Annotated in this window: 11 protein-coding genes; 8 read left to right on the forward strand and 3 right to left on the reverse strand. The window is 44.1% G+C overall.

Features of this window, described 5'->3' with window-relative positions; all coding sequences use genetic code 11:
* The first annotated feature begins 29 nt into the window (after positions 1-29).
* Together AB4512_RS05300 and AB4512_RS05305 are read left to right on the forward strand one after the other, a co-directional pair.
* Positions 30-1,634, forward strand: coding sequence for a mechanosensitive ion channel family protein (locus AB4512_RS05300; RefSeq protein WP_372174570.1), 1,605 nt, complete (start codon positions 30-32; stop codon positions 1,632-1,634).
* A gap of 204 nt (positions 1,635-1,838) precedes the next feature.
* On the forward strand, positions 1,839-2,672 hold the full coding sequence (locus AB4512_RS05305) for a RecX family transcriptional regulator (RefSeq protein WP_371724962.1): 834 nt from the start codon (positions 1,839-1,841) through the stop codon (positions 2,670-2,672).
* A 134-nt stretch (positions 2,673-2,806) separates the two neighbouring features.
* On the opposite strand, the gene AB4512_RS05310 is transcribed toward AB4512_RS05305, so the two are convergent.
* From AB4512_RS05310 to AB4512_RS05320, 3 genes are all read right to left on the reverse strand, one after another.
* The gene (locus AB4512_RS05310) at positions 2,807-3,640 is read right to left on the reverse strand and encodes a hypothetical protein (protein ID WP_372174572.1); all 834 of its coding nucleotides are present in this window, start codon (positions 3,638-3,640) and stop codon (positions 2,807-2,809) included.
* 109 nt (positions 3,641-3,749) lie between these two features.
* Complete coding sequence (locus AB4512_RS05315; protein ID WP_372174573.1) at positions 3,750-4,412, reverse strand: hypothetical protein; 663 nt, start codon at positions 4,410-4,412, stop codon at positions 3,750-3,752.
* Between the two features lie 298 nt (positions 4,413-4,710).
* Positions 4,711-6,558: a M3 family metallopeptidase gene (locus AB4512_RS05320; RefSeq protein WP_372174575.1), complete on the reverse strand. Its 1,848-nt coding sequence runs from the start codon at positions 6,556-6,558 to the stop codon at positions 4,711-4,713.
* Positions 6,559-6,807: 249 nt separating this feature from the next.
* Here AB4512_RS05320 and AB4512_RS05325 point away from each other — a divergent pair, with 249 nt between their 5' ends.
* The 6 genes from AB4512_RS05325 to AB4512_RS05350 are packed head-to-tail and all read left to right on the forward strand — an operon-like array spanning position 6,808 to position 22,425.
* Positions 6,808-15,984, forward strand: a complete 9,177-nt coding sequence (locus tag AB4512_RS05325) for an RTX toxin (protein ID WP_372174576.1) — start codon at positions 6,808-6,810, stop codon at positions 15,982-15,984.
* Positions 15,985-16,017: 33 nt separating this feature from the next.
* Positions 16,018-18,177: a type I secretion system permease/ATPase gene (locus AB4512_RS05330; RefSeq protein ID WP_372129696.1), complete on the forward strand. Its 2,160-nt coding sequence runs from the start codon at positions 16,018-16,020 to the stop codon at positions 18,175-18,177.
* Entirely contained in the window at positions 18,170-19,495 is a 1,326-nt protein-coding gene (locus tag AB4512_RS05335; protein ID WP_017059471.1) for an HlyD family type I secretion periplasmic adaptor subunit, read from the forward strand. The genes AB4512_RS05330 and AB4512_RS05335 overlap by 8 nt, the downstream gene beginning before the upstream one ends.
* A 34-nt stretch (positions 19,496-19,529) precedes the next feature.
* Positions 19,530-20,843 carry a TolC family outer membrane protein gene (locus AB4512_RS05340; protein WP_102321358.1) on the forward strand — a complete coding sequence of 438 codons (1,314 nt, stop codon included), beginning with the start codon at positions 19,530-19,532 and terminating at the stop codon, positions 20,841-20,843.
* Complete coding sequence (locus tag AB4512_RS05345) at positions 20,843-21,481, forward strand: OmpA family protein (RefSeq protein ID WP_017059473.1); 639 nt, start codon at positions 20,843-20,845, stop codon at positions 21,479-21,481. Before AB4512_RS05340 ends, AB4512_RS05345 begins: the two co-directional genes overlap by 1 nt.
* Positions 21,481-22,425, forward strand: a complete 945-nt coding sequence (locus AB4512_RS05350; protein WP_372174578.1) for a PstS family phosphate ABC transporter substrate-binding protein — start codon at positions 21,481-21,483, stop codon at positions 22,423-22,425. The genes AB4512_RS05345 and AB4512_RS05350 overlap by 1 nt, the downstream gene beginning before the upstream one ends.
* The last annotated feature ends 150 nt before the right edge of the window (positions 22,426-22,575 follow it).

The raw sequence follows: 22,575 nt of genomic DNA on the forward strand, positions 1-22,575 counted from the left end.
GGTCAATTTAGACAGTAATAGGAATTAATATGATGAAGGTTTGGCGTTGTCTATTGTTAATGTTGGCGTTTGTCGCATTTGGAAGTTATGCGCAGAGCGTTGATAAAATCGCAGAAGTACAAGATCAGTTAATGCTCGATCTAGCAACATTAGAAACGGCGCATGATGCTGAGAAGCCCTTTCTTGAAGATATCTTAAGGCGTAAGAATCAGGGCCTACGCGAAGAGATTTTTTCACAGCTATCGTCAGATAAAAAAGAGGGGCTGGATGTCACTCTTGCTCAGCAGGTCGAACTGCTACAAAAATTGCTGTCGTTGAATGAAACTAAAATCGTTTCAATGAGTAAAGAAAACCGTTCAGCTGAAGGTGACGCTAAAAAACGCCTTGAATTGCGTATTCAAAAACGAATCGGAATGATGGATGTCTATTATCAGCAGCTTGCTAAGACCTTAAATTGGTCGAAAGAGCGTGGTGTTGATGTTGCTGTTCCTGAAGGTGAGCTCAAAACGGCACTTGTTTCTCGTTCTCAATATCTTACTAATGCAATTCTATACACGGATACACAACGTCAAGATTTAGAACGCCGGTTATCTTATGTAAGTGAAGAAGAGAAAGCGACGATTAAAACTGAGCTTGAACGCTTCAGTGAGCGAACTAGCGTTATGGTCGCGAGCTTAGAAGAAACCATCACGCTAATGGAACCGTTTGGCGTGGATGTGACTTCGTACAAACGTGTTTTGCTAGCGACGACAGGTGACATTAACGCCGATGTGTTGGATGTTGATGTTGCACTGGAGCTGTTGGATGGTTGGCTTCGTTCGTTCAGTTCATGGGCTTTTGAAAATACCCCTTCTTTTATCGTTAAACTTGCTCTGTTTCTCGGTATTTTGTATGTAACTCGCCTTATTGCTAACGTGGCTCGCAAAACCGTTCGTAAGAGTGTTTCGCACTCTAAAATGGACTTCAGTGTATTGATGCAGGACTTCTTTGTATCCATCGCATCTAAAGCGGTCGTGTTTATTGGTTTGCTTATCGCACTGTCTCAAATAGGGATAGAGCTAGCACCTCTTCTTACTGGTTTCGGTGTAGCCGGTGTCATCATTGGTTTCGCATTGCAAGACACACTATCTAACTTTGCATCGGGTTTGATGATCTTGATCTACCGTCCTTATGACGTCGGTGACATGGTTAAAGTGGCAGGCGTGCAAGGCACGGTAAAAGACATGAGCTTAGTATCGACGACTGTTCAAACCATTGATAACCAACGCTTGGTGATCCCAAACAACAAGATTTGGGGTGACGTGATCAACAACATCACGGCAGAACGTGTAAGACGTGTTGATATGGTTTTCGGTATTGGTTATTCAGATGATATCGATAAAGCGAAAGCGGTATTGAACGACATCATTCTTGCACACCCTCTAGTGTTGAAAAAACCAGAGCATATGATCAAGCTTCATACCTTGAATACGTCTTCTGTTGATTTCGTAGTACGACCTTGGGTTAAGACTGATGACTATTGGGATGTGTACTGGGATGTAACGGAAACCGTGAAGAAACGCTTCGATGAAGAAGGCATCACGATTCCATTCCCTCAACGAGATGTACATATTTACAATCACGAAGAGAACTAAACGAAAGATCTAGTATGAAAAGCTATTACGAAAAAGCTAAGCATGGCTTAGAGCCATCATTCTTAATGTGATATCAAATGGACGCTGAACAAGCGTCCATTTTTATTGGCTGCCGCTTATGTTGAGCTTCATTCTTTTATGTCACTCAACCACCTTAGAATTACGTTATGATGGGGTAGGCTTAATCTGGAAAGTTGAAATCGAATGGACGATTCACAGCAAAAAACGAATACTAGAAATACAACGGTAAGAAAAGCGACGCGAATTGAAAGTGTTATGAACTCTGCGATGTGGCATTTAACTCAGAGAGACATGACGGAAAGCGAGTTAGTGGCGAAGCTCAAAGTGAAAACCGACAATCAAGAATGGATCGATGAAACTCTAGGGACATTGAAAGGCTTCGGGTATCTCAAGTCTGACCAAGTGTTTGCAGAACAATTCGTGGAACAAGCTTTCTCTGGTGAATTCGGTTCTCGATACATTGTCGAAAAACTGAAGAAGAAGGGGCTGACCGATTCAGTGATTTCTGATGCAATCCATAAAGTGTCGTTCGAAAAGTCTATTGATGAACAAACCATCTTGATAGACCGAATCAACCACTACTATTCAAGCTTTACCATGAGCCGTGAAAAGCTGGTTGCGACACTGCAAAAGCGTGGCTTTAGCTATCAACAAGTTAAGGTAGCGATTGACCAGCACCCACAAGCGCATCAACTGAAAAGTAACATTCAAATTAAGGCCGAGAAAGCCGATTTGGAAAAAGAGGTGCTCAAGTATGCTCGTAAAGGCAAGGGCCTGACCGCCATTCAGCAAGAACTTAGACAACGACAAATCGACACAAGTGAGCTGTCATCGCTCATCGACCGATTGATTAATGAAGAGCAGCTAGATTTCTATTCTTCTTGTTTAGAACAGTTGCAGAAGAAGCCTTATGACCTAAACGATCATAAAGAACGCTCTAAGGCTTACGCGATGCTAAGTCGAAAGGGGTTCTCTTCTGACGAGATCAAATTTGCATTGAGTGAAGATAACGAATAACTAAGCCGGAAAAATTTCCTATTGTAGTATGTTGGTTTGTCCTAAGTAACTATTGGACAAAGACGTGTCAGTGACTCTTCTAATTTAGCTATTTATGGATTACTCTGGGTGAGGCAAGCAGTGCCATAGTCTTGTTATAAGCAATTTTCACGTTCGCACGCCATTAGCATTCCAGATGTTGTAAAAGTAAAATTATCATCACTAGCTATATGTAATGTACCGTTACTGTACACGTAGTAAATTGCATAAAGAACTGGTAACTGGTAGTGACGACTACCAATGCCTTTCGGCTTACTCATAAGCTCTTCTTCTAACTCATCTTCTTCTTGTTCTAAAACTAGAGAAAGAATTTTAAGTATTTGCCATAGCTGCAAACTGTTAGAAGGCATACTTATCACCATGTTGGTAGACCGACGCCTCCTTTGTTCGATAAATGACATCATTTCAGAATCAAAGTTGGATAACTTATCACTACTTGAATAGAGAGCTTCTAGCGCCTCAATAATTTCAAAGTAATCTTGAGAACCATCAAGTCCCAATGCTTCATTAAGACTTGTTCGCTTCAATGTCTCGTAGGTTACATCAAGAGCTAACTTTTTTTCTTTTAGATGCTCAGTCGCAACATCTCCCTGACTAGCCTCAGTTATGATTGCATCTAAATATGCGATTAAAATACTTGCTGAATTCTTGGTTACAGTGAAATCTGACCGCCCAACATAATCTATTAGCCTATAACTGAGGTCTTTTAAACGAGTGTACTTTTCTTCTTTTTCCTTATCTTTTTTCTGAGAAATAAAGGTATGAACAGCCCAAAGAAACACAGCAACTGTTGCGGCTTTTGATGCTACATCGATCCATGTTAAAAAACCTGAGTTTAATTCAAGAAAAACTGTCGAGATAGCTGATAAAATTAAAAGGACACCTTGAAACAACAAGATAGATACCAATGAAATTATAACTACTTGCACAATTCCCCCTTAGCTTATAACGCAGAACATCAGGTGCGCCTCGATGGCTCACCAAGCACGCAGAACCCATACAAAAACAACCAGCGTAACGCGTTCACCTTGATGTTTTTTATGCTTTTTCCTGTGACTTACGCCTAAAGTGGTGATTAGGTGTACAAATCGTATTAGTGTCCGAACTAATTTTATGAGCAACCGCATACACTGATTTTAACTGCGTCGAAACACCAGTAATAGCTGTATAGAGCTGAAACAAAGACACCTGCTCTGAAATCGACTGATTAATAACGCTCAACTTTTTACGCTTATCAACGTCTGAATGAAAAAAGTCAGAATTAAACCAAAGATTAATTATTTCTCGGTTGCTTACAGGGTGCCCCATTGAGTCACTCATATAACAACTGTTCATCAGTCCATTGTACTGCTTGCGCACTAAATCAAGGTAATTGCATGCCCACTCATCTTTGGCTCGTTTTCTCAAAACGCTAATAACCGATTCAAGCTTTGTTGGCTCTTTTTCGGCATAGAAAAATCGGAATTTAAGTGCAAGGTTTTGAATATGGTCTAGATCTGGAGTATTGGCTTCAAACGTTGCTTTTTTTACTTCTGGATCGTCTGATATTGCATGTTGTGCGATGGCTCCAACGTAATAACGCTTCATTGCGTTTACGAAGCTTTCCACTCTTCGCCTAAACACATATATGCGAAACAACTCTTCTTTAGAAAGTGATTCAAGCTCACTTTCTCGACTTATCAAATAATCAGGAATGTGCATCTTGTTCCTTGAGGAATAACACTTTATAGGTGGCATTTTTCTGTGTTTGCATTCCGTGTATGTTGCTTCAATTTATTATGAAACTCAACCAGTATCCGTTTGTTGCGTGAATTGAAGATAGATTTCATGAAGAAAATACCAAAACTTTCCGTACAAGTTCCCAGAACATGGATTAGAAAATTTTGAGCTACCTGAGTGCGCGTCTTTAGTGAAGATCATCTACTCTAAACGTTTTTGGGGCAAAAATGAGTTATGTCACTACTCATTTTTGCCTTTTTCATTAGCATTAAAACTCAATCTATCGACCGTATTGCTCAATAATAAAGTGCTCAAAATCATCACACATTTGGTCATTCGACTTTGTATTATTCGCTAATTCAGTTGCTCCATCAACGATCGATACCTTCGCATTCAAATCCGCGACTGGTGCACGTTCTCTTGTCGACAGCTGTTTGATTTTTTGCTCCTCAATCGCCCAAGCCTCCTCTGGCGATAAGTTACACTCGTCAGCGAGATATTTGGCATTAAAACCTTCCCCAGTCAGGCTTTCGATTGTACCGTTATGGTTCACGCTATTGCCTTTATGCCAATAGTGTTTCGCCAACAAAGGCCCGATCTCTGGGTTATCTGTTAAGTAACCAAACTTGTCGGTGAAATAAGCTCGTGTTTGATACACCGCCATATGAGCCAATAGATAACCTTGGTATGAGCAAGATGCTTCATCAGACAATAAGTGAGGGATCGCCATCAGTGGACGAGGGCTGCAAGACAATCCAAGAATTGCCTTTTCACTGCTACGAGCAAGTGCCGTGATTTTTTCAGGCGTGAGGTCTTCATCAGCTAATTCGTACAGGGCTCGCTCGAAATATGGAACCACAAGAATGCTGCGTTCTTGGTAAGCTCGGAAGGGCTGTTTATTGTCGATGATGGCTTTAATTAGATCATCTGGCACAGGTTGCCCGTCCGCATTTAGAGCGTACTGTTTTAGCCAGTCAGCGTCATTTAACAAGCTGTCGCAGAACATGGATTGTGTTTCAGCATAAGCCATCGAAGTCGGCGCAAACTCTTGAGAGAAACAAGGGGCGTTCATTTTTACATTAGCAAAATGCGCCGCGTGACCACCTTCGTGAAATAGTGTGTTAATCCCATCATAGCCACTGCCTATTTGATCGGGCTTAGCGTTGCTAGTGAAATTAACTTGGGCCGCAACCCAAGCATCTTGGTCATAGAAAGAAGGGATAGGGCCATGGCAGAAGCCATTAGGGTATTTTCCTTTGCGATCAAGTAAATCGAGTTTCAATGTCGCTTGAGAGTATTCAATGTTGAGGCGACCAAAAGACTCTATCCAGCGTCTTAATGATTTTGAGAACGGAACATACGGGTCAAGATCATTCATAACGTCACCTGCAAAAGAGTAGGTAAAGTTATGGGCTTGAAGTGCATTCTCGCCTTTCTGCTCTGCCAAATTGGCTAGGCTTTGCTGATGGCTATCACGCGTGCGTGCTTCGAAGTCATCCAGAATCGTAAACAGTTGTTCTGTCGTCATCTGTTCGGTTTTTACCACCGAGTAATCAAAGAAGGTTTTAAACCCCAGTGATTGAGCAAATTGGTTACGTTTTTTGATCAGCTCAATAAAGCCGTTAGCCAGCAGCCATTGCTCTAAATCTAATAATGCTTGATGTGCAGAAAGCCTAACTTGTTCATTACCATTACTTCTAACGGCTGAACCTAAAACGGGCAGCGATCCTTCTGTTTCATCACCTGTTTCATTTACGTAAGTCATTACATGATTCTGTTTTTTCTCAAACAGTTCAGCCTCAAACTTTATGAGATCGGATTTAAGCTTCTGTGACTGCTCAGACTCAATAGCGTGAGATCTAAAGGTCGCCAACCAACCATTCAAGCCTGTCAGCGTACTCTCTTTTTCGAGAGGATCTTGAATTTCATCAATAGCAGCGAGTTGCGTTTCGATAGCAGTAATCTGTTCGGCAGAGCTTAGAAATTCCGTCCACTGAGTCTGTGCGAGTGTCGAACCATCGTGGTCGTCACTGATACCCATATATGTATCCCAAAAGAAGTCTTCTTTCGCTTTATGAGTCGCAAGATACTCTTGATTCAATTGGTTGAGATAGTTCGTTGCAGTCATGACATTCCTTGAAATTTAACCAGTAATTTCAACATTATTACACATTCATTGAATGTATTTTGTGACGATAGATATAACTGAATGCAGTCACAGCCTATCGGTTTACTTTACAGCGTATTAGTGATAATTAACTGTTAATGGTTTGTTGTTTGCTAGTATTAACTAAAGAGAGTGTGCTGATTTCTCCGGCTTTTTATTGAGTAAATTGATGTTCTCAAGGTCAGCGTTTTTGTAAGGAAGAGGTTTAGGATGGATCCTATTTTATATATCGAAGTTGGTGGTGTTGTGTGGCAAGTATTCCCTGATGGGACTTGGCTTCAATTACCTGCTACGCAGCCAAAAGTTGAAGGCGTGCAAGTCGTCAGCATTGAACCTCAGAATTTACAAGAGGCTCAGCCCCTAACCGAACCACAAATCGCCGCAGTTGAACAACAGTTGGAAAAGGTGGTCACCGAACTCGTCAACAACATTGAAAGCGCACCTCAACAGCCTAACTCAGTAAATGATCAACCTAGTTCCAGCGCCTCTTTTATTGCTTATGTTCGTTCCACCTTAGATGAAACGCTCGCTGAGGCGGGTTTTGATACGCGTCCTGCAGAATATGCCGACGAAGATACAACCTCGAATGAGGGTAACCTTGATATTCTGTTACCTAGTGCACTATTAACCGTTGATATTTTGGATGGTGGAGACGGTTACGAAAATCAGTTTGAAGTACCAAGTGTCACGATTACGGGCACGGCAGTGGATGTTCGAGACGGGCGTACCGTTGTTCTGACCATCACCGATGTTAACGGAAACACAGTAACCACCACAGCCATCACAAGCGATGAAACGTATGTCGTCAATGGCGTCGACCTCTCTTCATTGGAGGAGGGGGATCTTCAAGTCGATGCTGTCATTGCTGATGATTTTGGCAATAGCATTGCAGCTAACGATTCCACAATCAAAGACACATTAGCCAACATTGAGGTTGACTTCGATGGCTTTGGTGATGAGTTTTACAATCAATTTGAAATATCGAATGGGGTGCTAGTTGGTACGATTGCCAATGTAGAAGATGGGCAAACCATCAACATTTCAATTACCGATAGCCAAGGAACGATACAAGAATACACAACGGAAGTATCCGGCGGAACTTGGACTCTGACTCTTCAAGACTACTCAAGCTTTGCAGAAGGTGAGCTAACCGTTGTTGCCAATACTATCGATATTGCTGGAAACCCTACAACAGCGACCGACACGATCGTGAAAGATACGCTAGCGGACATCACCGCTGCGGTTGATGATGGTGGCGACGGTGTCCTCAATAGCTTCGAAATTCAGTCGGCTAAATTCTTTGGTACGGTACAGAACGTAGAAGATGGCCAAACGGTCAATATTCGTATTTCTGACAGCACAACGAATGTCATTGTTCTGACGGCAACTGTGATTGATGGTGCTTGGTCAGTTGAAGGCGTGGATCTAACCAGCTTTTCCGATGGTGGCATTCAAATTGAGGCTGACACTGTTGACGTTGCCGGTAACCCTGCTTCTGCAATAAATAGCGCAGGGCAAATTGTTATTGATACTGTTTCGCCTGTTATAGACATTGATACGCTAGACGGTTTTAGTATTTTGGCATTTCGTGGCGGCCAACTTACAACCATGCAAGGCACAACCAATGTTGCCGAAGGTCTTCCTGTTTATATTGAAGTTAATGATGGCTCTCAGACTCTTGTGTTTGAGGGTGTTGTTGATGCATCAGGTAATTGGGTTGTTGAAAATATAGATGTCTCGTCCCTAAACTTGGCGTCAGAATGGACGGTTGATGCCAAAGTTTTCAATACGGTAGGCAATCAAGCTATCGATGATATGCCAAGCATTATACTGCCCGAGTCGGTTGTGTTCTCAGAAACTGTTGTCGGGATTTTTGGAAATCAAACTCAGACCTCTGATATTCGCATCGATTATGCGGACTTCTCTTTTAGCGATGATCAAAGCATCGCAGAGTCACTAACTTCTCAAACCCTATCGATAACCGTTGCTGTATCGGCTGATAAACAAAGCCTAATTGGCACACGAAGCGATGGGCAAAAAGTATTCGATGCGTCAATTTCCGGCAGCAACGTAAATATCAATTTTTATAAGGCGATTGATCAGGAATCTGGGTTAGATTCAATTCTGACGGCTCTGCTCATCGAAGGTTTGCAAACCGATGCTGATGGTACAACGGAGTTAGTGATAGGACGTTTACCTATTGTCATCAAAGATTCTGAACCTCTGGTTTTTGATGAGTCTTATCAAATGATCGAGGGTGAGATTGCGTCAGGGAACGTGTTGAATAACGACATCGATTTGGATACTCAACTTACGATAAAAAGTGTTGAAGTTGATGGTACGACCAAGACGATTGTTGGTGGCTCTCCGGTTTCATTTGCTACTAGCGAAGGCACCTTGACCGTATTTGCGAATGGCCACTGGACGTTCGTCGCCAACAGGAATTTGGACCACACAGTTGATCAGAACATCACCTTCAACTATGTTGCTGGCGACATCAGTAATGATTTCGGAAACGGCACTGCGGTCATTGATATTTTTGATGGTGATGCAGGGCTAGTTGTTGATGGGACAACGACCAGCTCTGAAGGTGATGTGTCTGATGGAATTCAAACTGTAGTCGGCCAGTTTACCGTTTCCGCTGGATCAGATAATCCAGATCCCGCTTCTATTGTATTTAATGCTAATACTCCGGTGCAGTTAGACGCCTTGGGCTTGACGACCGGAGATGAGAACTTTCCTCTAACCTACACGTTAGCGAATGATGGTAAAACGATTACCGCACAAGCAAATGGTGAAACGATATTCACGCTAACGTTGAGTGCAGTCGCTAGTGGTATCGATGTTCTAGCAGATGTCACATTAGTGTTAGAACAGCCTATCAACCACCTGTTCAGCAACGACTCCATCACCCTGCCACTTATTATTGATGGAACGGATTTAGATGGCACTTCTTTAAAACAAGGGCAATTCGACTGGATCATCCAGGATGGAGCCGACCCAATATTAACTTCAACTAGCAATGCTGCTGTGGACGAATCAGATCTTATTCACGGCAGTGTTTCAGATACTGGCACTTTCAATCTCAACGTCGGAAGTGACTTTGTTGAGTCTGTATTTTTTGATGTTGGAGATCAGCCGCAGTTGTTTAGTGGGGGTGTACAGATCATCTATGTGGTCTCTGCAGACGGAAATGAACTTACTGGTTATGTTGGCTCTGAAAGTGCTGAAAATAAAGCGTTCACCTTGAGCTTTACCTCTCTGTCAGGTGAGACCGATACTGATGTCACTTACACCTTTGAACTATTCAAGGGCCTCGACCAAACGAATGGAACCGACCAAATTCCTTTTGTCATCACAGCAAAAGATGATGACAACGATGAAACTCAATTAACCTTGAACGTCTCGATTACGGATGGTGGGGAGCCTACGATTGGCTCTGGCATGGTCGAGTTGAGTGAAAACCCTGTTGCTGATACAACCCCGTCTGGTGTTGGAACAACAGCGAGTGCAAGCTTAGCCGTGAGTGCGGGCAACGATCCACTCGTGTTCTTGGGGTTAGATGTGACAACTGGCCAAGCCGTTCTTGATAGTGACGGTGAGGCGGTGACACGTAATGGTGAAGCATTGTCTTGGCGAGATAATGGGGATGGAACGTTTGATGCGGTATTGTCGAATGGCGATGCTGTTTTCCAAGTGAGACTTCCTGAAGATTTTAGCTTAGAAGCCAATGGTTCCACGAATGTCACGGTTGAGATTGATTTGTACCAGTCAATAGACCACGGAACCGGTGTGAAGGACACAGAGCTGTCGATTCCAGCCTCAATCGTCACAATCGATTCAGACGGTTCACGAGATACACAAGAATCTGATATTAAGATTTACGATGGTGCAAACCCTAAAATTACTGTTATCGGAAGCATTTCTGTTGATGAAGACGGTCTGCTTGGAGACAGCGAACAGGTTGGTGTTGAAGATTCTAGCCCTTCGTTAGGAATCATCGAAGGTTCCGATGATGTTGTCTCTGTGACGGTCGACACCGCTGCGTTTGATGCACTTTCATATTCGAGTGCAGGGAAAGACATTTCACTGCAAGCTGTCGATTCTGATGGTTGGTATTACGGTCAAGATTCTGATGGAAACAATATATTTAGGATTCGTTTTAATACTGACGGGACAACAGAGTTCGACCTTTATGCACCTCTCGATCACGCCAATGCTGATGGAGAGAATAATCTAGCCCTCAATTTTGAATTGGTGGTCAACGATGCGGACGGCGATAGCTCTGATCCGGCAATTTATTCTGTCAACGTAACAGATGCTGTCCCAGTTGCGCGTTCAGGGGCAATTGAAATGGTTGAGGGTGATGACCTTAATGGACAATTTCTAACAGAAAAATTCGCAGGTGCCGATGGCGCAACCATTGTAAGTTTTGACTATCGCGGTACTACCTATACCTTTGATAACGCAGGCACTCCTATCACGATTAATCTAATTAATGATTATGATGGTGGGTCTACTTACGGTCAGTTTACGCTTTCTTCAGATGGTAGCTACCAGCTGACTACAAATCCCAATGTATCAACAAACCCTGCAGATCCTAAGATCGTCGATGACATCGATTATCTGGTGCGAGATGCGGACGGTGATAAAGTTACCAGTACTGCTGAGCTTATTCTGGATGATAACGAAGGTTTTATTCGTTATGAAGATTCTGAAACCACAGAAGACAATGACGCGATTATCGTTGTAAGTGTGGCAACCGGCGATGTCGACCAAAGCGAAACCGTTACTGCTATCGAGTTCTCAGAAGCATCGCTAAACGGTGGTAGCTTGTACCTTGATGGGGTGTTGCTTCAAGTTGTAGACGGCAAGGTCACCTTGTCTGGAAGTCAATTGGCAGCGATTGATAGTCAGTTCACTGGGCCTAATGGACAGTTGACTTATCGTCCCGCGCTTCATGAATCCAATACCACCTCAACGGTTATCCTAGCGATCAACGCAATCATTAGCACTGATACGGATCCTAAAGAACTGACGACTGATGTTGCAGTGTCTGTTTTACCGGTGGCTGATGCACCGGATTGGTCGGCTTCCGTATTCTCCTATCATTCAGTAGAAGATGACTCAGACCCAGTCAGTTTGGACATAACAGCTCAGCTGGTGGATCAAGATACGTCAGAAACATTGAGCTACCAGATTAGTGGGATTCCTGACGGCTTGAATTTGACGTTAAATGGCAACGCAGTCAAAGAAGGGAAATCTTACACACAGGCTCAGATTGATAAAATGGAAATCAGGGCTGACGACAACCTAGCGGGTCGCTTTGAGTTTGAGATTACTGCGGTTGCAACAGAGTCTGGCAATTCATTCGCTGACCCAGATGATAAAACGGCAAGTATTGTACATACCGTTACTGTCGATATTTCACCTGATGCTGATACTCCTCATGTGTCTGTTAAAGACTACAAGGGACTAGAGGATGAAGCTATTTACCTCAAAGACGTTATTGAAGGCGCTTTGGCGGACACCGATGGTTCTGAATCGTTAAGTTATATTATTCAAGTTCAAGATGGCTGGTCTGTTGAAGGTGATGGTACCGCAAAGATAGGCAATAACTCCTATTCAGTCACTGCCGAAGCTATCGCCAATGGTGTTGCTTATATTCAGCCTAAAGAAGACATCAGTTCCTTTACTGAAGATCTGTCAATAGACGTAACAGCAATAGCGACTGAGTCGACGATCGATTCACTTATTCCTATCAATGGGCAAGCGTCAAGTGATACAAAAACCATCAATATCTTTTTGAAAGGTGTTGTGGATGAACCTATCGCGGTAGACGGTGGTAATGGTCATTGGCAATACGACAGTGACAGTAAAGTCATCAGCAACCAATCGGTCTTGAATGAAGATGGGTTAATACAGCTCGACTTCCTCATACAAACGACGGATGACGATGTTTCAGAAGAGATCAACATACTGCTTACTAACATTCCTGAAGGCACTTTGCTGGTGGATGCGTTGGGTGAACCAGTCTCGCTGACGATTGCGTATGTTGATGATGTGACAGGGCCCGTATTCCAAGTTTCTAACGCTCAACTGGATGATCTGTATCTCAAGCCAGTTCTTGATTTTAGTGGTGAATTAGAACTCACCGTTATTGCTATCTCAACTGAGCCCGATGGTGATTCGGGCGAGTTTCCTATGACACTTAAAGTAGAGCTAGCGCCGGTCGTTGATCAAGAAGACGGTCAAGTGGTCAGTACTCAAGGCATCGAAGACAGTCAAATCGGCCTGAACCTTGAACCTTCAGTGAATCAGGATATTGATGGCAGCGAATCCTTGACGGGATATGTCATTGATAGCCTACCTGCAGATCTCACTCTTTATTTTGATGGGAGTGTTATTCAGGTCCCAGCTTCAGGCTTAGATTTGGATACTCTACTGGACTCAACAACGCCAACGCTTTCGGATCTTCTAAGCAGCGGCAGGCTTTCTGTTACAGCGACAGAAGATTTAAGCGGAACATTCTCAATTCCTATCACCTATGAAGTCACGGATACCTCTCCAACTGGTGCAACGGATATTAAAGATATTACTGGTTCTATTAGCGTGACTGTAGATGCTCGTGTCGAGGTAGATACTCGATTAGAAGGCTCTACAGAGCTGTTACAGAGTACAGACGGCTCGCCTGTTGATATCTCTAACGCCGTGACGTTCGTCGACGCGGATATCGATGGGTCAGAGTACCTCGATTATATTTTGATCGAGATTCCCGACGGCTATTCGTTGATTGTTGAGCACCCTAATGGTGCCGCTCAAGATAGCTCTGGGAATTGGATCATATCTGCGGATGGGTTAACGAGTGACTCTTTCCAAGAACTCGCAGCGTACATTTTAGATAATGCGACGATTTCCAGCCCAAGTGATACTCCGGTACTGGATATTGTGGTTCGTGCTCGTGTGATTGATGGTGATGATGCGAGATATATTGATGCGACTTTCCCGCTGCAAATTACTGGTCATGACGGCGGTGGCGGTTCTTGTGACCCTGTTGGCCCACCAAGCCCGATTCAACCCGATGGCGAAATTAAAACACCTGAAGGGGAAGATATTGATCTCACTGGCTTGCTAAACACCGATGTTGGCAGTGATCCAGACAATGAAATCTCTTTCTATATTCCTGCCGATTCACTTCCTGAAGGCGTTGAGATCTCCGGTGATGGTGTGATTGCTGAATACGATGCTTCTGGTGAGATCGTCGGTTATTCAATCACTGCAGATGGACTTTCGAAACTAACGTTAACGGGCTTGGATGAAGATTTTGCAGGGTGTATTGATTTCACCATAGAGACAATTGAGACCTCACCATGTAGCGGTGATACGGTGACGACGGCCCAAACCATTAGTATCCAAGTTCTGCCTGTGGTCGATGACATTACGGTTGAAGCCGACTCCACAACCATTCAAGAAGACATCGCGACAGACCTTAACCTTGAACTGGTTCTTGGTGATAGCGTTGAAGATGGACAATTAATCACTGGTGAAGGCAATAGCGCTACCGGTAAAGAAACCGTTAACTCTCTAACGGTGAGCATTTCGAATGGAGCGACCTTGTCTGAAACTCCAACTGACACCGGGTTGTTAGTTGATAATGGCGATGGGACTTGGACGGTCACAGCCCCTAGCCGTTTGAGTGATGTGTTAGTTACGCCACCTGAGCATTACAGTGGTGAAATTACCCTCACTGTGACAGCAAATATTACCGATGAAGCGGATTGCGTGACAGAAACGGATACGCAAGATAAAACGACCGTAGTCACGATCACCGTTGAGCCAGTCGCTGATGCGGCGAACTTGGTGACAGAGGATATAGTCGGCGACGAGGATAACTACATTTCATTGTCATCACTTAGCGCAGAGCTGATTGACCAAGATGGTTCTGAAAACATGTCGCTTTCGTTGAAGGGAGTTCCTGAAGGCGCAGTTGTCGCGATTAAAATCGGAGACAACTATGAGTTGGTTCCAAACAATGGTGCTGATGGCGGTACCTTCGATGGAAACCCTACCTATGAGTGGCAGTTAGATCCAAGTCAGTTATCTAATCTAGTCATTCTGCCACCAAGAGACTTTAGTGGTGACATTAATCTGTCTCTAGAGGCGATTACTCAAGAAATTGGTACGACGGATATCCGTTATACACAATCTGAATTCACTGTAGGTGTTAACCCTATAGGTGACAAAGTTGAGTTCTTCGATTTACCTGAACAGCTCACTGGAAGTGAAGATGATGGCATCGTGATTCCTCTTGATGCCAATAGCTTTGAAACTAACAGTGATGAGTTTTTAGCAATTACGGTAACAGTGAATGGAACTTCGGACCCATCAGGGTTAGTTGGGTTAGACCGAATTCGAATTGGATCAGAAACCAGTTCTTTCACCAGTGTTGGTGGCATCATACAGGCGACGATCCTCGTTAAAGCAAGTTCTGTTGATGAGCTCGAATTCTTTGCAGGCGATGCGTTTGGTAACCTCGATATTACGATTACCGGCCGAACGGTTGATCAAAATACGGTACTCGGTGAGTTAGTGGTCGACACGGGTGACCCGAGCTCGCAAGACATGACGCTTATTATCACACCAGAGCCTGATGCACCGTTATTGAGCGTTGAATATTCTTCGATCGTGGCAGAAGCAAGTGGCACGATTCCTCTTGGTTTAGACCTTTCTCTTGTAAACCCTGCTGATTCAGAAGTGGGCTTCATTACAATTCATGATATTCCCGCAGGTTTGACGTTCTCACACGGCTCTATGGTCTATGGTCAATATGTGGTGGACTTGGCAGATGTGCCTAACCTAGCGATTACCGGGGGCTACAACAGTGGTGATCAATTTGACCTAACGATAGAGCCGTCTGCAGAGATAGGCAATAACCAAGCGGTCGGGTTACCCCAAACCGTATCGATTGAGTTTGTCGCTGAAGGGGATTCTACGATTACCGCGACAGATGATAACGATCTGTTGATTGGCGGTACAGGCTCTGACAATTTTGTGTTCGCATCTTCAGGCTTAGGGAGTGCAGAAGCACCAAGCTACGATGTGATTCAAGATTTTGATGCGTCTCCAGACACTGATGCAATTGACCTCTCGGGTATTTTGGGAAGCCTAGGGCTTAATACAGGGCTAGGGGCAACACAATATCTAGATTTAGAAGAATCTGGTGAAGGTGTGACCATTTCTATTAAACCTAATGGTGACGAAGACGTTCAACAAAACATCTTGCTAGCTGATGTCACGTACGACGATCTGTATCAAGGTGACAGTAGCAGTGCATTAGAAGCACAAATTTTACAAAAAATGATAGAAGACAATAATTTAACGCTGTAAGTTAGATGTACAGTCTATAAAAGGAAGTTTAGATTGGTAGAACAAAAAGACAGCTGGCTAGCTTGTGTTGAGTGGTTGTGTGAGCATTTTAATGTTCGCAGTCACCCTTCCAAAATAGTGTCTGGCCTACCTTTAAATGAAGGCAGGCTCAATGAATCCCTTTTTCCAAGAGCGATTGAGAAATCGGGGTTAACGCTGAGCCACGTTAAAAAAGAATTATTGAATCAATGTCAGTTCCCTGTTGTTGCTGTTGAGTCCGCGACAGGGTCTCCTCTTGTCGTAACCCAAAGCTCCGTTGGCGACTTTCAAGTATTGAATTGTGAATCCAACTTAAGCCAACAAATTCTCCTTAAAGACTTAGTCATTAAAGTGGATGCATTTGTTTGGCAAGTGGGTGCTCAAGCGCTTGATGACGCCCGTGTTCAGGCACATGAGCGCAATGACAGTAAATCCAACACCCGTTGGTTGTGGCGGGTGGTCAAAGAAGTGAAGCCTTGGTATCGCGATCTGTTTATCGCTTCGTTCTTGATCAACGTGCTTGCGCTAGTAGTTCCTCTTTTTACCATGAATGTGTACGACCGTGTTGTACCAAACCAAGCGTTTAACACGCTTTGGGTGTTGGCGGCAGGCGTTGGTATTGTCGTTATTTTTGATTGGGTGTTGAGAAGCTCACGAAGCTCTGTGACTGACATGGCTGGGCGCTATATTGATAACAAGTTGTCTTCTCAACTGTTCTCTAAAGTCCTTGGTATGAAGCTGGAAAATCGACCTCAGTCGGTAGGCGCATTTGCCAGACAGCTTCAAGACTTCGATAGCGTGAAAGATTTCTTCACTTCTATCTCGTTAGTCACTTTAGTCGATCTGCCATTCACTTTGTTATTCCTACTGCTTATCGGCTGGCTTGGTGGCGCGATGATGTTCATCCCTGTCGCGATCATGTTGGTCTTGATCGTGCTGAGCATTGCGATGAAAGGCAAAGTTGAGAAAACATTCGATGAAACCGCACGTCTCTCGACACAAAGACAAGCACAGCTGTTTGATTGCTTAACAACCCTTCCGGATATCAAGCAAAATAATGCTGAGGGAATCACTCAGAAACGTTGGGAACAGACGATTTCGTCGCTTTCTCAATGGCAGACTCAATCTCGTCATTACTCCAATATCGTGACGCACTCTATTCAGTCCAGTCAGCAGATCGTTACCATCACTCTGATCATCTTCGGCGTGTATCAGATCTCTGAAGGCTTGCTGAGTATGGGTGGTTTGATAGCCGTTGTGATGTTGAGTGGGCGCGCTGCAAGTTCGGTGAACCAGCTTTCTCTTCTATTGCTGAGGTTCCAGCAAACACGTTCGGCCGTTGAAGGGCTGAATCAGATTATGGAGCTACCTCAGGAAGAGTCCAAACACCAAGTTATCGACAAAGGAGACTTTGATGGTGGGGTTAGGTTAGATGAAGTGACGTTTACTTATCCAGAGACTCAAAGCCCTGCATTAAAGGAGATTTCCCTAGAGATCAAACCGGGTGAGCGAGTTGGTCTTGTCGGTGCGGCAGGCGCGGGTAAAACAACTCTACTATCGATTGTTGCGCGCCAGTATTTGCCAACAACAGGACAAGCTTTCTATCAAGAAATCGATGGGCAATTATGGCCAACCAGCGTTCTGCGTAGTGGCATGGGTTGGGTAGGGCAAACCACTAATCTTATTTTTGGCAGTGTTTACGACAACGTTACGCTTGGTGCGACCAACGTTGATGAAGAAAAGCTAAGACAAGCTCTTCAACAGTCGGGTTTGAATGGTTACATGGGGCGCCTAAGCAATGGCCTTGAAACACCTGTCGGTGAGGGTGGTCGGTTACTTTCTGGTGGTCAGCGTCAAGCCGTTGCCATCGCGAGAGCTCTGTATCGTTGTCCAAAGTTGTTGATTATGGATGAGCCAACCAGTGCATTAGATAGTCAAGCTGAGATTCAATTCTTCAATGCGCTGCAAAGTATGCCGAGAGAAACCTCAATGCTAATCAGCTCCCATAAGTCTTCATTCTTGATGATGTGTGATCGAGTGATTGTATTGGATAAAGGTCAAATCGTGGCAGAAGGTGAACCTAAAGAAATTCTCTCTTTACAGAAGAAAAGTGTACCTAAAGGTACGAGCCGGTTTAAGACGGTATCTGTGGTGAAGGGAGGTCGTCATGAGTAATGATATTCAATGGACCAACAACCACTTAGCATTCCGCTCTCGAAAGCTGATTTGGTTGAGTGCTCTACTCATTGTATCAATTATCGGTTGGGCTACGTGGGCAACATTAGAAGAAGTCGTGATCGGTGAAGGTAAAGTCGTTCCAAGTCTTTCGGTGCAAACCATTCAGAGCTTAGAAGGTGGACTGGTTCAAGAGATCATGGTGCGACAAGGCCAATCTGTAGTGAAGGGGCAACCTCTAGCTAAGTTAGAAGACACACGTTTTAAGGCGGCGTTTTTAGAGTCGGCTCAACAAGCGGATACCTTGCTTGCTCAGCAATTAAGATTAAAGGCTGAGCTGTCGACGGTCGTTTTAAATAACGATGCGAAAGAGTGGTATGAGCGAGTGGTCTTGGTGCCTCAAGATATTGCGGTTGATGTATCAAGCCACCCTGCGTTAATGAATGCCAAGGCGAACTACCGAGAACGTTTAGGACAGTTGAAGTCTGAACTGGAAGAGGCGGCACTTCGTATCGAGCAACAAGACCAAGCTCGTGTCGATACGTTTAACAATATCCAGACTCTTGAAAGCAGCCTCGAGATTGTGATTCGTGAGCGCAACATGCTGAAAGACGTGGTAGCGAGCGGTGCTGTTGCGGAAGTTGAGCTACTTAAACTCAACCGTGATGTAGTCAAACTCAAAGGTGATATTGCTAGCTCAAAAGTAGCAGCGCAGAAGCAGATAGCTGCCTACTCAGAGTCGATAGCGGATCATCGAAGTATCGCTTTAGATTTTCGTACCAAAGTGCAAGGCCAGTTGAATGAAGTGGCGAGCAAGATAGCGCAGCTGAACGAAAGCCAGCAGGCGATTGCCGACCAACTCAAGCGTACTGAAATTGTCGCGCCCGTTGATGGCACAGTCAAAGAGATCTTTGTGCGTACCATTGGTGGTGTAGTTCGTCCCGGCGAGCCGATCATTGAGATCATTCCATCAAACAGTGACCTGATTGTTGAAGCGAGAATCTCTCCGCAAGATATTGCGTTTGTTCATAACGGGTTAGGTGCAACAGTGAAATTCACGGCCTACGATTTCGTCATTTATGGCGGACTTAAAGGCGAGGTGATTTACGTGAGTGCCGACGCCTTACAAACGGAAGACGGAAACGCCTATTATCGTGCCCATATTCAGTTAAACGAAGACCAGCAACAAAACTCTGCCTTTAGCATTATCCCAGGGATGCAAGTCGCGGTCGATATATTAACCGGAGAGAAAACAGTATTGAGTTATTGGTTAAAACCTATTTTACGAGCTAAGGAAAACTCACTTCGTGAACGATGAAGTGGGTTAAAGCATAAATATAAAAGGAAGTGTAATGCATTCAAAATTCTTACTCTCTTCTTGCTTGCTAATGAGTGGGCTGTCTCAAGCAGCTTCATTAGAAGAGTCCGTGGCCTTTGCCATCGACTATAGCCCAGAGATATTGGCGCAATACTCCCGATACCAATCGGTGGTCAGAGACGGAGACGCTGCGAGTGGTTTGTATATGCCACAAGTGAACTTGTACGCGGCAGCAGGCTATGAAGAGACACGCTACAACAGTGGCAGCAAACTCGATAGCGATGATAGAGGCCTAACGAGAACGGAAATTGGCGTTAAAGTATCCCAGTTACTATTCGATGGTTTTAAAACGACCTCGAATGTCGATCGACTGACGTTCGAAGCGGAAGCTGAGCGTCTAACTCTGATTTCGCGAGCTGAAAACGTATCGTTAGATGTGGTGAGAAATTACCTCGATATCCTCAAGGCAGAGACGCTACTTGAACTGTCTAAGCGTAATGTAAAAGAGCACCAAGAGATCTATCAAGATATCCAAGATAAAAAGAGCAAAGGCTTGAGTAGCAACTCGGATCTGGCTCAAATCTCCGCCCGTGTTGCGACGGCGCAATCTTCACTAATCGCTGCTCAAAACAACCTGTTTGATTTACAAACTCAGTACCTACGTTTAGTCGGCAAGCCTGCTGTGAACTTGGTTTATCCACGTTTTGATTATGCTTTGTTACCAAGTTCAGCACAGGTCGCGCTTGAACAGGCTGTCGAGAATCACCCTGAAATCAAAGCCTCTTTGCTTGATATCGACGCGGCTCGTAAAGAGATGCGCCGCGAGAAAGGGGATTACTACCCAGAACTAAAACTTGAGCTTCATGCCAATAAGAATGACAACGTATCTAACCCGCCAGGCGGTGTCGATGAAGATGCACGTATCATGTTGACGATGGATTATGACCTGTTTAATGGCTTCTCTACCGACTCCAGGGTTGAATCGTCAGCTTGGCGAGTGGAAGAGGCAAGGGCGATCCGATTACGAACAGAGCGTGAGGTTCGAGAAGGTACACAACTGGCTTGGAACGCTTACAAAATGCTTGAGCAGCAAAAATCCTTACTTCAACAGAATGTTGATGCAGCGAAAATTGCAGAGCTTGGCTATATCCAGCAATTCAATGTTGGCAGACGAAGCCTTCTTGATGTACTGGATGCAAAAGTAGAAGTGTTTTTGGCTCGAAGAAACTTCATCAGCACTGAATATGATCAAACGTTAGCGGCTTATCGAGTGTTAAATGCGATGGGTATGTTGACGTATGCGTTGAGGATTGAACATCCAGAAGAGTGGCAAGGGGAGAATAAGTAATGAGATATTTTAAACTAGCGCTACTTAGCTCTATCTTGCTAATGGGATGTGCAGAAACGCCTGATACGACAATGACACGCCACCAAATTGATGACTTAGCGGATAATGACCGAGATGGTGTGATTAACCAGCGAGATCTATGTGCCGATACGCCAGAAGGTGTAACGGTAGACATTAAAGGGTGTGCCAATTGGAAAATTGTCGAAGACGTTGAAGTATTAAGTGTGGCATTTGATTTTGATAAGTATGACCTTAAACCTGATCATACCGCTGTATTAAATGAGTTGGTGCGTTTACTAGGAGAGCAGCCTGATGCTTCGGTTACCTTGGTCGGAGATACCAGTGCTGAAGGTACAAACGTGTATAACAAAGCATTGGCCAAGAAAAGAACGGGCGTGATTCGAGACGCATTGATTGATAGAGGCATCAATGGTGAGCGAATCTTTGAACAAGAGTTTACTCAGATAACCAGCTTAACTCAGCATCTTCACAAGCGTAAGCGTAGAACGATCGCGGTGATTAAAACAGAAAGCATGGAAGTGAACCCATCTTGGAACATCTTCACTTCAGAAATGCAGCTCGATAGTAATAGCGATGTTGAGTCTAAAACGTCGATTGATCCAGTAGGAGGCCAGTAATGAAATGTCTAGCTAATAAATCGGGCTTGCTGCTTGCTGCTGTACCTGCGTTGTTCTCTGTATCGACATTTGCGAATGATGCCAGTGACATTGGTTTGGTCGCGATTGAGCCGAATATGCAGGGGCTTGTAGAAGATCTGCTTAAGAGCCAAGAGATCGACTTAGAAATCTTGTTGAGTGACAGCGTCCCAGAACAGATGATCATGCAGCGCTCGCGTGTTGGTATCACTTCCAAAAAGTGGACTGACAAAGAGATGGCAAGGTTTGATATGCGTTACGGTTATAGGCCAACAGAGCTGATGTTTACCGCTGACGTGATTGCGATTCTAGTCAATGAAAATAACCCTGCGACATCAATCACCGTCGCTGAATTAATTGATGTGTTTGGTTGTTCTAACGATCCTAAACATCCAAAATGGTCAGCAAGTAGTGATATTCGTAACGGTGAAAGCCTAGATACTCATATGTTGCCCTTTGCCATTGATCACAACCTGAAAGGCCATACTACCTTTTCAAGTTGGGTCGAATGTGGAACAGAAGGAGAATATGCCCATACTCAGTTCTTAGCGGATTTACCTGATCTGATTAATAAGATTGAAGACGAAGATGCCGCCATTGGTTACACCGTTTACTCAGATCAGATCTCTGATGTGAAATGGTTGAGCGTGGTTGATAACCTAGGTGTGAACTACGACCTAAACAAAGAAACGATCCTCTCTGGTCGTTACCCGTTAGCAACGGTTTATTACATGTACTTGAATATTCCAGCGCATCGCAAAGGCTTTACGGAACAAGAGGAGTTCTTTGTTGGGCTTACCTTGTCACAAGATCATCAAGTCGTTTTGAACCAATACGGCTTCATCAGCTTGCCGCCAGAAGCTATTCAACGTAACAAAGTCAGATTGTCGCTTGAAGAGCCTGCTATTGAAGGTGGCTACAAGTAATGGGTATGTCATGTTGTAACTGTTGTGGGAGAGTGATATTCTCTCTTTCGTAATGGTTCTCAACGTGACGGATTACGTTATTCGGTGATGAAATTATCTAGCGGGCATGTATGCCCGTTTTTTTTCGCCTAAAATTTGCGACTCGAGCGG

Origin of the sequence: Vibrio sp. 10N.222.52.B7, from assembly GCF_041474275.1 — a bacterium.
GTDB lineage: Bacteria > Pseudomonadota > Gammaproteobacteria > Enterobacterales > Vibrionaceae > Vibrio > Vibrio crassostreae_C.